The organism is Catellatospora sp. NPDC049609, from assembly GCF_040675365.1.
Lineage (GTDB): Bacteria > Actinomycetota > Actinomycetes > Mycobacteriales > Micromonosporaceae > Catellatospora.
The window spans coordinates 1-11,991 of the sequence record NZ_JBFAOU010000060.1; the positions used below are offsets into that span (position 1 = coordinate 1).

Sequence of the window (11,991 nt, forward strand, 5' to 3'; positions counted from 1 at the left end):
CTCCCGCCCGTCCTCCGGGGGGGGCGGGCCCCCACCCACCAGCGGGGCCCCCCCCGTTCACCGGGGGGGCCCGGCCGCGCCCCGCCCCCCCGCTACGCGTTCTGCCACAGCCCGACGGTGTTGCCCTCGGTGTCGGCGATGTACGCGGTGAACCCCATGGTGCTCACCGCCTGGCGTTCCTGGACCACCCGGCCGCCGCAGGCGACCACCTTGGCCAGCGCGGTGGTGATGTCCTCGACCTCGATCACGACGACCGGCCCGGTGACCGGGTCCTGGCGCGGCGTCAGGCCGCCGTTGATCGCGCCGGGCTCGGCGGGCATGCCGCGGTCGTCGGTGGCCACCGTGCGCACCCAGATGTAGTCGAGCGCCGGCATCTCGTCGAGCTGCCAGCCGAACGTGTCGGTGTAGAAGGCGCGGGCGCGTTCGGCGTCATCGGCGGGCAGTTCGAAATGCACCACTTTTCCCGTCATGGCACCAGGCTAGGCACCCGCCCGTGGCTCGGCTGGACTTTCGGCGTACGGGCCCAGCGGCTAGGTTGGTCCGGTGCGGACGAGGGTGCTGGCGCTGATGGCGGGGTGCGCGCTGCTCGCGGGCTGCTCCGGGGCCGGCGCGCAGGCGCACCAGGAGCCGCCCGTGGTGAGCTCGCCGAGCCCGCCCGCCCTCACCGGCGCGTGCCTGCTGCTGGACTTCCCGCGTATCGAGCAGCACCTCGGCACCGGCCTGAGCATCTCCGGCGCGGCGACCCACCAGAAGACCCACACCTGCGTGGCCCGCTCCACCACCGCGGACCTGCCGGAGCTGAGCCTGTCGGTGACGCCGACCAAGGCCGACGTCGCGGTGTTCCGGGAAGCCATGCTGCCCGACGGCGCCAAGGCGGTGACCGGCCTCGGCAAGGTCGCCTACCAGCAGACCCGCCCCGCCGCGAAGGGCCGGGGGCCGTACGTGGAGGTCGGCTGGCTGGCCGGGAACGCCCGCCTGCTGCTGCTCAAGGTGACGATGCCGGTCGGCGGCGACGCGGCTGCGCTCGCGCCCGAGGTCGTCGAGCTGGCCAAGGAGATCGACCGCGCCGGCATCTAGCCGCGGCGCCGCCCGGCCGGGCGCACCCGTCGAACCGGTGACGTGAAGCTGCGCCCGTGCCGTACGGCAGGGGCGCAGCCGGGTTCACGACGTCGGAGCGGGCTCAGCGGCCGGAGACGAACACGCGCGAGGCGACCTCGCGCGGCAGGCGGATCGGTTCGCCGCCGTGGTCGATGGAGACGCCGTCCCGCTCCTGGGCCACCGTCACCGTCGCGCCCGGGTCGATGCCGGCCGCGTGCAGCTGGCGCAGCACCTCGGAGTCGGTCTGCACGCTCTCGCAGATGCGCCGCACCACGACCTGCCCGGTGAGGCCGGGGAAGGCCAGGTTGCGCTCGCTGTCGGCGAGGCCGTCGGTGTCGCGCGGCTTGGTGTCCAGCGCGTCCAGACCCGGGATCGGGTTGCCGTACGGCGAGCGGGTGGGCCGGTTCAGCAGGTCGTAGACCCGCTTCTCGACGGCGTCGCTCATCACGTGCTCCCAGCGGCAGGCCTCCTCGTGGGCCTCCTCGTACGGCATGCCGATGACGTTGACCAGCAGCAGCTCGGCGAGGCGGTGCTTGCGCATGACGGCGACCGCGTGCGCCCGGCCGGCCTCGGACAGCTGCAGATGACGGTCGGTCTCCACGACGGTCAGCAGCCCGTCGCGCTCCATGCGGGCCACGGTCTGGCTGACCGTCGGGCCGCTCTGGTGCAGGCGCTCGGCGATGCGGGCGCGCAGCGGGGGGACGCCCTCCTCCTCGAGCTCGAGGATGGTGCGAAGGTACATCTCAGTGGTGTCAATGAGGTCGGACATGAACGGGTCCTCTCCAAGTCGCTGGCTGCGATTCTATTGCGTGTCACCGCAGCGACACCCGTCGGCGTCGATCACTTGATCAAGCTGCGCCGATCCGCTCATGACGGCTCGGTGCAGGCAGTGCCTGCGGAGCGGCGGGAACGGGGGGTATGCCACCTCCGGGGCTGGTCCGTCCGGATCGGTGAAATAGCCCGAAGAGCCGCCCCACTCCACCTTCTGGGTGGGTTTCAGCAGTGTCGCACCAGCCGCCGCGGCCGTCGAGAGCGCCTCCCGCCCCGTGGGGGTGTGGGCGGTCACCGAGCGAGCCGGGCAGCCGCGCCCGGGTGCGGACGTGCGCCGCGCGCAGTGTGGCAGCCGGGTGCGACAGTGCCTCGCGACACGCTGCGGGGCGATGGTGTTGACTTGGCGATGTGCGTACACCACTGATCTCCGTGGCGGAGCTGGCCGACCGGCTCCGCTCGGGGCAGCCGACGACCGTGCTGGACGTGCGGTGGCGGCTGTCCGGACCGCCCGGCCGTGACGACTACGAGGCGGGTCACCTGCCCGGCGCGGTCTTCGTCGACCTCGACCGGGACCTGTGCGGGCCGCCCGGCCCCGGTGGCCGCCACCCGCTGCCGCACCCGGAGGCGCTGCAGGGCGCGCTGCGCGCGGCGGGCGTACGCGAGGGCCGGCCGGTGGTCGTCTACGACGCCGGGGACGGCATGGCCGCCGCGCGGGCCTGGTGGACGCTGCGCTGGGCGGGGCACGCCGACGTGCGCGTGCTCGACGGCGGCTTCGCCGCCTGGACCGCCGCGGACGGCGCGGTGACGGCCGACCCGGTGGAGGTCGAGCGGGGCGACGTCACGGTGCGGCCCGGCGCGATGCCGGTGCTCGACGCGACCGCCGCGGCCGCGCTGGCCGAGCAGGGCGCGCTGCTGGACGCGCGGGTCGCGCCGCGGTTTCGGGGCGAGACCGAGCCGGTCGACCCGGTGGCCGGGCACATCCCGGGCGCCCGCAACCTGCCCTACGGCGAGCTGGTCAACGCCGACGGCACGCTGCGCGCCGACCTGCCGGAGGTCTTCGCCGACCTGGCCGGCGAGCCGGTCGGGGCGTACTGCGGCTCGGGGGTGACCGCCGCGCACACCGTGCTGGCGCTGCACGCCGCGGGCCGCACCGACGCGCAGCTGTACGTCGGCTCGTGGAGTCACTGGATCACCGACCCGGCGCGGCCGGTGGGCCGGTCATGAGGCGGCGGACCGGCGGCGGGCCGGCCGGGGAGCGGGCATGACCGCGACCGTCGTCTGGAGTGAGCGGCTGCTCGGCTACGACCTCGGCGACCACCCGCTGGATCCGGTGCGGGTCGACCTGACCATGCGCCTGGCGCGCGACCTGGGTCTGCTGGACCGGCCGTCGGTGGAGGTGGTCGCGCCGGAGCCCGCGACCGAGGCCGAGCTGCTGCGGGTGCACCGGCAGGACTATCTGGACGCGGTGCGCGCCGCACCCGACGACCCGTTCTTCCGCGGGTACGGCCTCAACACCCCCGACAACCCGGTGTTCGACGGCATGCACGAGGCGTCCGCGCTGGTGTGCGGCGCGACGCTGGCCGCCGCGCGGGCCGTCTGGTCGGGCCGGGCGCGGCGCGCGGTGAACGTCGCGGGCGGCCTGCACCACGCCATGCCCGCCCGCGCGGCCGGGTTCTGCGTGTACGACGACCCGGCGGTCGCCATCGCCGACCTGCTCGCCGGGGGCGCGGAGCGGATCGCGTACATCGACATCGACGTGCATCACGGTGACGGGGTGCAGGAGATCTTCTACGACGACCCGCGGGTGCTCACGGTGAGCCTGCACGAGAGCCCGCTGACGCTGTTCCCGGGCACCGGCTTCGCCGAGGAGACCGGCGGGCCCAAGGCCGAGGGCAGCGCGGTCAACGTGCCGCTGCCGCCGGCCACCGGCGACGCGGGCTGGCTGCGCGCGTTCCACGCCGTGGTGCCCGCGGTGGTGCGGGCGTTCCGGCCGCAGCTGATCGTGCTGCAGGCCGGGGCCGACTCGCACCGGCTCGACCCGCTGGCCAACCTGCGGCTGACCGTCGACGGGCAGCGCGCGGCGCAGCTCGCCGTGCGCGACCTGGCCGACGAGCTGTGTGCGGGCCGGCTGGTGGCCACCGGCGGCGGCGGGTACGCCCTGGTCGAGGTGGTGCCGCGGACCTGGACCCACCTGCTGGCGATGGTCACCGGCGAGCCGCTGGACCCGGCGACGCCGCTGCCGGCGTCGTGGCGGGAGTACGCGGCGGCGCGGCTGCCCGGCCGGGCCGTGCCGACCACCCTCACCGACGGCGGGGACGTCGCGTTCACCCCGTGGCAGCCCGACGGCACCGACCCGCTGGACCGCGCGATCATGGCGGCCCGCCGGGCGGTCTACCCGCTGCACGGCCTCGACCCGCACGACCCCCGGGACTGAGCCGTGCACGCCGCGGACGTGCTGCTGGCCGACGGCGCCACCGTCCACCTGCGCCCGATCACGCCGGAGGACGCCGACGCCGTGGTGGCGATGCACTCGCGGTTCTCCGAGCGCACCCGCTACCTGCGCTACTTCTCGCCGTACCCCCGGATCCCGGCTCGCGACCTGCACCGGTTCGTCAATGTCGACCACGTGGACCGGGAGGCGTTCGTGGTCGCCGCGGGCGAGCGGCTGGTCGCGGTGGGCCGCTACGAGCGGCTCGGCGTGGGCGCGCACGAGGCCGAGGTCGCGTTCGTGGTCGAGGACGCCTACCAGGGCCGCGGCGTCGGCTCGGTGCTGCTGGAGCACCTGTCCGCGGCGGCGGCCGAGGCGGGCATCACCCGGTTCGTCGCCGAGGTGCTCCCCGAGAACGGCACCATGCTGCGCGTGTTCACCGACGCCGGGTACGAGGTCACCCGCCGCTATGCCGACGGCGTGGTGACGCTGACCTTCCCCGTCGCGCCGACCGAGAAGTCGCGCGCGGTGCAGGCCGACCGCGAGCGGCGCACCGAGGCCCGCTCGGTGGCGCGGCTGCTGCGCCCGTCGTCCGTCGCGGTCTACGGCGCGAGCGCGTCCGGCCGGGGCGTCGGCGCGGCGGTGCTGGCCCACCTGCGCTCGGGCGGCTTCACCGGCCCGATCCACCACGTCCACCCGGCCGGCCCGCTGCGCTCGCTGGGGGTGGCGCCGGAACCGGCCGCTGCCGTCGACCTCGCGGTGGTGGCGACACCACCGGCCGCGCTGCCCGAGGTGCTGGCCGACGCGGCAGCGGCGGGCGTGCACGGGCTGCTGGTGCTCACCGAGCTGGACCCGGCGCAGCGGCAGCGGCTGCTGCGGGCCGTGCGCGCGGCGGGCATGCGGGTGCTCGGGCCGGGCAGTCTCGGCATCGCCGACAACGCGGTGCGCCTGAACGCGACGCTGGTGCCCCGGCTGCCCGCGCCGGGCCGGGTGAGCCTGTTCTGCCACTCGGGCACGCTGGGCCTGCTGCTGCTGGCCGAGGCCGAACGCCGCGAGCTGGGCGTGGCGAGCTTCGTCAGCGCCGGCCGCCGCGCCGACGTGTCCGGCAACGACCTGCTGCAGTTCTGGGCGGGCGACCCGGAGACCGACGTCGTCGCGATGTACCTGGAGTCCTTCGGCAACCCGCGCAAGTTCGCCCGGATCGCCCGCGCCGTCGGGCGGCACAAGCCGATCGTGATGCTGGCCGGGCACACCGGCCACGGCGGGTCCACCCTGGACGACGCCGCGATGCAGGCGCTGCGCGCCCACTCCGGCGTGATCGAGGTCGGCACCGTGGGCGAGCTGTTCGACGTGGCGCAGCTGCTGGCGGCCCAGCCGCTGCCCACCGGCGACCGGATCGGCGTGGTCAGCAACGCGTTCGCGCTGGCCGCGCTCGCCGGAGCGGAGATCCGCGCGGCCGGGCTGCGGGTCGGCCGGTCCGGTGCGGTCGGTCCCGCCGCCGGGCCGGCGGAGTTCGCCGCCGCCGTGCACGCCGCGCTGCACAGCGACGACACCGACGCGGTGGTCGTGGTGGTCGCGCCGCCGCTGCCCACCGGCCCGCTCGCCGCCGACCAGAGCGCGGAGACCGCGCTGATCGGCCCGTACGCCGACGCGCTGGGCGAGGTGGCGCGGGACGCGGACAAGCCGGTGCTGGCGAGCTTCCTCGCCGGGCGGGGGCCGGCCGGGCTGCCGTCCTACCGCTCCATCGAGGAGGCGGTGCGGGCGCTGGCCCACGTGACCCGCCGCGCGACCTGGCTGCGTACGCCCGCCGGGACGCTGCCGCCCGGGCCCGACGGGGCCGACCCGAACGCGCCCACGCTGGACGCCCTGCTCGCCTCGTACGGCGTCGACGTCGTGCCGAGCGTCCGGGCCCGGGGCGGCGCGCAGGTCGCCGCGGCGGCGACGGGCTACGGCGCGCCGGTGGCGCTCAAGGTGGCGGACCGGCCGAACCGGATCGACCTGGGCGCGGTACGCCTCAACGTGGCCGGGCCCGACGAGGCCCGGCGCGCCTACGCCGACCTGGAGCGGCTGTTCGGCACGGACGTGGAGGTGCTGGTGCAGCCGATGGTCGCGCCCGGCGTGGCCTGTGTCGTCGAGGTCGTCGACGATCCGTCGTTCGGGCCGGTGGTCGGCTTCGGGCTGGCCGGGCCGGTGACCGAGCTGGTCGGCGACCGGGCCTGGCGGGCCGCGCCGCTCACCGACGCCGACGCCGCGGCGCTGGTCCGCGCGCCGAAGGCAGCGCCGCTGCTGGCCGCCGCCGACGCCGGCGCGCTGGCCGCGCTGCTGGTCCGGATCGGGCAGCTCGCCGCCGACACCGCCCGGCTGCGCCGCCTGGTCATCAACCCGGTGCTGGTCCACCCCACCGGCGTCTCGGTGCTGCACGCCCTCGGCGAGCTGACCGAGCCCACCACCCGCCCCGACACCGGCCCCCGCCAGCTGCGATAGGGGAAGGGCACGCGCGCCGGGCGGCGCGGCGCTCCCCGTGCAGCGCCGCGCCGATCCGTCAGCGGGACGGCGCCGGGGCGCGGGTCGGCGGCGGCGACGCGCAGGACCACGGGTCGAACCGGTTGCAGCCGAAGCCGTCCAGGTCGACGTACTGCTTCTCGGCGAGCAGGGCGTTCGCGGCGTCGTACGCCCGGACGGTGACCGTCATGCCGGGCGGCACGTCCAGGTGCCCCACCCCGTCGACGAGCGTGACCTGATGCGTCTGCCTGCCGTTGCTGACCTCCGCGCGCACCGCGAGCGGCGGGGCGACGAGCTGCAGCCGGTCGCCGGGCGACTCGGCGTAGTGCGGCAGCCGCATGACGATCAGGGTGTGCGCCACGTCGCCCGCGATGCCGTACCCGGTGGGATGGTCACGGAAGGAGCCGTCGCCGGTGTCGACCGCGCCGGTGAGGAACGGTCCACTGCCGTCGGCCAGGACCGCCTGCACCGTGACGACGTACGCCCGGCCGGTGGTGGTGCCCGGCCGGTCGATCTCCTCGCTCCACAGCACCCGGAACGTCACCTCCGGCAGGGCCAGGCCGGTGCTGTTCGACAGCGCCTGCGCCACCTGCGCCGCGGCGTCCGGGAACGGCTCGCCCCGGCCGCCCGCCGGCTGCGGGTCGACGGCCGGCCGGCGCCCGCCCTCGAGCGGTATGGCGTGGCCGCCGGACGTCTCCAGCAGGACCTTGCCGGCCAGCAGCACCCGGAACTCGTGCCGCCCGCGCAGATCGGCGAACGCGGCGTAGTCGCCCGGCTCGGGCAGCGGCGTCCACGTCCGCTGCACGCCCGCGGAGGTGAACGACAGCTCCGCCTTCTCGTACACCGCGCCGAGCGGCCCGAGCAGCAGGTAGGTCTGCGACGGGTCGTCGCCGCCGCTGGCGAAGTCGGTGGCGAGGACCGGTTCAAGCTGGCCGGAGGCGCTGTACCTCAGCTCGGCGGCATCGTCGCCCACGGCGCCCTGGTACACGGCGTACAGCGGCCGGCTGTCCAGCCCGGCGACCACCGCGATCCGCCGCGAGCCGATGTCCCCGGCGAACAGCACCTTGATCTGCTCGGGGTCGCGGGGCAGCCGCGGCGCGCCGGCCGGGTGCTCGCGCCACATGTCGTCCTCGCCTGCGGCCCGCTCGCGCAGCGCGAGCAGGTAGGCGGGCTTGCCGGCGAGGCTGCCCCGGGTCGGCGAGTCCAGCAGCGGCAGCAGCGCGACCGGCGGGTGGCCGGCCACCGGCCGGGCGGGGTCCGGCTGCCGGCTGAGCCACGTGGCGGGCGCGACCACCAGCAGCACGGCGAGCAGCGCAGCGGCCGAGACCCGCCGTGTCCGGCGACGGCGGCGGCGCAGCAGCACCCGGGCGTACGGGTCGGGCCGCGGCGCCACCTGCGCGGCGTGGCGGTCCAGGGTGGAGCGCAGTGTCTCGATCATGATCAGTTGCCCCCGTTCACCGTGCTGAGGTCGGACGAGAGGCGGGGTTCGACCAGCTCGCGCAGCCGGGCCAGGCCGCGCGAGGCGGTGCTCTTGACGGTCCCGGCGCTGACGCCCAGGATCTCGGCGGTCTCCTGCTCGCTGCGGTCCTCCCAGTAGCGCAGCACCAGCACCGCGCGCATGCGCACCGGCAGCCTGCGCAGCGCCGTCCACAGCTCGTCGCGCTCCTCGATGGCGGCGTCGCGCGCGGCCCGCTCCGGCAGCACCGCGGTGACGATCTCGCGGATGGGCCGCCGCCAGTCGTTGGCGAGCTGGTTGACCATGACCCGGCGCAGGTACGCGTCCGGGTGGTCCATCCGCCGCCACTTCGGCAGGGCGGCGGCCAGCGCGTTCTGCAGCACGTCCTCCGCGCGGTCGTGCGAACCGCAGAGCAGGTAAGCCGTGCGTAACAGCGCGGTGTAGCGCTGCTCCACGAACGACTGGAAGTCCTCGTCGGGCATCGGGCCGTTCTCCCCTCATGTGTCCACCCCACCGAACACGCGACCGGCCCGAAAGGTTGAGCGGCGCTCACCGTAGCCGGATGGTCCCCGTCCCGGACACCACCGCGGGCCCGGTCTACGCTGCGTCCCGATCATCTCGCCACACTCTGGAGGACCACCCCCGATGAGAACCGTCATGGCCACGGCTGCCCTTGCCCTCGCCCTCCTGGGCACCGCCGCCTGCGGCGCCGGGGAGCCCGACGTCCCGACCGCCGCGCCGTCCGCCGCCGCGAGCAGTCCGGCGGAGGCAGGTGAGGGCGACGTCGCCGCCGCCTGCGAGACGATCAAGGCAGCCAACCGCGCCATGTTCGAGATGCCGGGCATCGTGCTCCTGGTCGACGCCACGTCGACCCCGGACGAGGCAGCCGAGGCCGCAGCCGCCCTGACCAAGGCGTTCACGGAGAACATCGAGACGCTGACGAAGGCGGCCGGCCAGACGAAGGACGCCGAGCTGCTGGCCGCGATCGACCGGCTGGTGACGGGACGGACGGCGGACCTCGCCGAGGTGAAGGCGGCCGGCCGCGACGGCGCCAAGGTGGCCGAGGCGCGCGGCTCCGACGCCTCGCGCGACGGCGAGCGTGCCGTGCTCGGGATCTGCAACCGCTGACCCCGGGCCGCCCGGCACCGGATGACGAGGTGTCGCGCAGAACTCCGGACAGGGCGACGGCCCCGGCGTCTCGCCGGGGCCGTCGTCAGCTGGGAGAAGGCGCGTCAGGCGGCGTACACCGAGAGGCGCTCGGCGCGCTCGCCGCTGCGCAGCTTCAGCAGCGTGGTCTTCTCGATCTGGCGGATGCGCTCGCGGGACAGGCCGAACTCCTTGCCGACCTCGTCCAGGGTGCGCTGGCGACCGTCGTCCAGGCCGAAGCGCAGCCGGATCACGGCCTGCTCGCGCTGCGACAGGGTGGCCAGCACGATCTCGACCTCGTCGCGCAGCTGCCCCTGGGCCAGCGCGTCGGCGGCGTCACCGCGCGGGTCGACCGCGGCGACGAAGTCGCCCAGCGCGCTCTCGCCGTCCTCGCCCACGGCCTGGTCCAGGCTGACCGGCTCGCGGTCGTACGAGATCAGCTCGATGACCTGGTACTCCGGGACGTCGAGGGCCTGGGCGATCTGCGCGATGGAGGGCTCGCGGCCCAGCGCGGTCGCCAGGTCGCGGCGCACCCGGACCATGCGGTTGACCTGCTCCACCATGTGCACCGGGATGCGGATGGTGCGGGCCTGGTCGGCCATGGCGCGGGTGATGGCCTGCCGGATCCACCAGGTGGCGTACGTGGAGAACTTGTAGCCCTTGGTGTAGTCGAACTTCTCGACGGCGCGGATGAGGCCGAGGTTGCCCTCCTGGATCAGGTCCAGGAAGGCCATGCCGCGGCCGGTGTAGCGCTTGGCGATGCTCACCACCAGGCGGAGGTTCGCCTCCAGCAGGTGGTCCTTGGCGGCGCGGCCCTCGCGGACCACGGTCTCCAGGTCGCGGTCGCCGGTGATGCCGTCGCGCTCCATCACGTGCTCGGCCATCAGGCCGGCCTCGATCCGGCGCGCCAGCACGACCTCCTGCTCGGCGGTCAGCAGCTTGGTGCGTCCGATCAGGTTGAGGTACGCGCGCACCAGGTCGGTGGAGACCCCGCGCTCGTCGGTCTGCTCGTCCAAGTCGGCGGCCATCTCCGCGGCCGTCGGCTCAAGTACGGCCACTGCGTCCATCGTCATCTCGTCGCCCATCGCTGTCCTCCCCGTGTGCTTGTTAGTGGACAGCTTGGTGTACGCCGCGTGAGACGGCGGTGAGACGATTTCGTGAATCTGCCACGATGGGCGCGAGACAGGGGAGGACGTGTGGTCGTGAAGCGCCTGATGCGCATGTTCGGGGTCGGGGGACCGTCGGTACGGACGGAATTGTCGGTATCGCGTGCCAAGCCCGGCGGCACCTTCAAGGGCACCGTCGAGGTCACCGGTGGCGACCACCAGGTGTCCATCGGCTACATCGCGTTGGCCCTGGTCACCGACGTCCGCCCGCAGGGCGGGGCGGCCGGGCAGACGTCCGTCGTGGAGTTCCACCGGCAGCAGGTGGTCGAAGGATTCACCCTCGCCGCGCGCGAGCGTCGGATATTCGACATCACCTGCGACGTCCCACTGGAGGCGCCGCTCACCCGCGCCTTCGGCCAGCCGCTGGCCGGGATGAACGTCGGGCTGCGTACCGAGCTGGAGGTCGCCCGCGAGGTCGACCGCACCGACCTGGACCCGGTCCAGGTCGACCCGCTGCCCGCCCAGCAGCACATCCTCGACACGCTGGTGAAGCTCGGCTTCCAGTACGTCAAGGCCGACGTGGAGCGGGGACGCCTGCGCGGCCTGCCCCAGACGCTGCCGTTCTACCAGGAGATCGAGTTCCTGCCCGGCACCGCGTACGCCGCCCAGGTGCACAACCTCACGGTCACCTTCGTCCCCACCGACCGCAAGATGCACGTGGTCATGGAGCTCGACCGCAAAGTCGGCCCCCTCGCCGACCGCGACATCTTCGGCCGCTTCACCGTCGACCCCGCCACCCTCGCCGACACCGACTGGCGCGGCCTCCTCAAGGACTGGCTGACCCAGTCCACCACCCGCAAAGGCCCCCTCTTCTAACCGGCCCCCCACCCCCGCCCCCCAACTGCGTTGATCATGAACTTATGGGCGTGTTCGACGGCGTGTCGCTGCCCTAACTTCATGATCGACGCGGTGAAGCGGGTGGGTGCCGCCGGTGGTGGCGGGGGGTGGGGGTCAGAGGTCGAGGATGAGGGTGTTGGGGCCGACGTTGACGGACTCGACCAGCATCATGGTGCGGAAGCGGCCGGTCTCGACGGTGGCGCCGCGGGCGCGCAGGGCCGCGACGAACGCGTTGAACATCGGCTCGGCCACCTCGGCGGGCGCGGCCGCCTGCCAGGTGGGCCGGCGGCCCTTGCGGGCGTCGCCGTAGAGCGTGAACTGGCTGACGACCAGCAGTGGTGCGCCCACATCGGAGGCGCTGCGCTCGCCGTCGAGCAGGCGCAGCTCGTACACCTTGCGGGCCATCGTCTCCACCGTCGCGACGGTGTCACTGTGCGTCACGCCCAGCAACACCAGCAGCCCGTCCTTGATCTCCCCGACGACCTCGCCACCGACCGTCACGCTGGCCCGGCTCACCGTCTGCACTACCGCACGCATCGCTCTAGCCTGCCCTGCCCGAGTCGATCACGGCGACAGGGTGGCGACAC

General features: G+C 74.6%; 12 protein-coding genes. 6 read left to right on the forward strand and 6 right to left on the reverse strand.

The window, feature by feature from the left end; genetic code table 11:
* Positions 1–92 precede the first annotated feature (92 nt).
* Positions 93–470, reverse strand: a complete 378-nt coding sequence (locus AB0J67_RS18475) for a VOC family protein (RefSeq protein WP_363483758.1) — start codon at positions 468–470, stop codon at positions 93–95.
* Positions 471–543: 73 nt separating this feature from the next.
* Here AB0J67_RS18475 and AB0J67_RS18480 point away from each other — a divergent pair, with 73 nt between their 5' ends.
* Positions 544–1,077 (forward strand): hypothetical protein, encoded by a 534-nt coding sequence (locus tag AB0J67_RS18480; protein ID WP_363483761.1) that lies wholly within the window; start codon positions 544–546, stop codon positions 1,075–1,077.
* A gap of 103 nt (positions 1,078–1,180) precedes the next feature.
* Here AB0J67_RS18480 and AB0J67_RS18485 read toward each other — a convergent pair whose 3' ends face one another.
* Positions 1,181–1,867, reverse strand: a complete 687-nt coding sequence (locus AB0J67_RS18485) for a metal-dependent transcriptional regulator (protein ID WP_363483764.1) — start codon at positions 1,865–1,867, stop codon at positions 1,181–1,183.
* Between the two features lie 422 nt (positions 1,868–2,289).
* On the opposite strand from AB0J67_RS18485, the gene AB0J67_RS18490 reads away from it, so the two are divergent.
* Genes AB0J67_RS18490 through AB0J67_RS18500 form a run of 3 tightly spaced genes read left to right on the forward strand, consistent with a single transcriptional unit; the run spans position 2,290 to position 6,781 of the window.
* Positions 2,290–3,093: a sulfurtransferase gene (locus AB0J67_RS18490; RefSeq protein WP_363483857.1), complete on the forward strand. Its 804-nt coding sequence runs from the start codon at positions 2,290–2,292 to the stop codon at positions 3,091–3,093.
* Between the two features lie 37 nt (positions 3,094–3,130).
* Complete coding sequence (locus AB0J67_RS18495) at positions 3,131–4,303, forward strand: acetoin utilization protein AcuC (protein ID WP_363483767.1); 1,173 nt, start codon at positions 3,131–3,133, stop codon at positions 4,301–4,303.
* A 3-nt stretch (positions 4,304–4,306) separates the two neighbouring features.
* Positions 4,307–6,781: a GNAT family N-acetyltransferase gene (locus AB0J67_RS18500; RefSeq protein ID WP_363483770.1), complete on the forward strand. Its 2,475-nt coding sequence runs from the start codon at positions 4,307–4,309 to the stop codon at positions 6,779–6,781.
* 58 nt (positions 6,782–6,839) lie between these two features.
* Here the strand turns inward: AB0J67_RS18500 and AB0J67_RS18505 are convergent, their stop codons facing one another.
* Both AB0J67_RS18505 and AB0J67_RS18510 read right to left on the reverse strand, forming a co-directional pair.
* Positions 6,840–8,237, reverse strand: a complete 1,398-nt coding sequence (locus AB0J67_RS18505) for a hypothetical protein (RefSeq protein ID WP_363483773.1) — start codon at positions 8,235–8,237, stop codon at positions 6,840–6,842.
* A gap of 2 nt (positions 8,238–8,239) precedes the next feature.
* The gene (locus tag AB0J67_RS18510; RefSeq protein WP_363483776.1) at positions 8,240–8,737 is read right to left on the reverse strand and encodes a SigE family RNA polymerase sigma factor; all 498 of its coding nucleotides are present in this window, start codon (positions 8,735–8,737) and stop codon (positions 8,240–8,242) included.
* 163 nt (positions 8,738–8,900) lie between these two features.
* On the opposite strand from AB0J67_RS18510, the gene AB0J67_RS18515 reads away from it, so the two are divergent.
* Entirely contained in the window at positions 8,901–9,383 is a 483-nt protein-coding gene (locus AB0J67_RS18515) for a hypothetical protein (protein WP_363483779.1), read from the forward strand.
* Positions 9,384–9,487: 104 nt separating this feature from the next.
* Here the strand turns inward: AB0J67_RS18515 and sigB are convergent, their stop codons facing one another.
* The gene (gene sigB, locus AB0J67_RS18520; protein WP_363483860.1) at positions 9,488–10,468 is read right to left on the reverse strand and encodes an RNA polymerase sigma factor SigB; all 981 of its coding nucleotides are present in this window, start codon (positions 10,466–10,468) and stop codon (positions 9,488–9,490) included.
* A 147-nt stretch (positions 10,469–10,615) separates the two neighbouring features.
* On the opposite strand from sigB, the gene AB0J67_RS18525 reads away from it, so the two are divergent.
* On the forward strand, positions 10,616–11,383 hold the full coding sequence (locus AB0J67_RS18525; protein WP_363483863.1) for a sporulation protein: 768 nt from the start codon (positions 10,616–10,618) through the stop codon (positions 11,381–11,383).
* Positions 11,384–11,518: 135 nt separating this feature from the next.
* Here the strand turns inward: AB0J67_RS18525 and dtd are convergent, their stop codons facing one another.
* Positions 11,519–11,941, reverse strand: a complete 423-nt coding sequence (gene dtd / locus AB0J67_RS18530) for a D-aminoacyl-tRNA deacylase (protein ID WP_363483782.1) — start codon at positions 11,939–11,941, stop codon at positions 11,519–11,521.
* Positions 11,942–11,991: the final 50 nt, after the last annotated feature.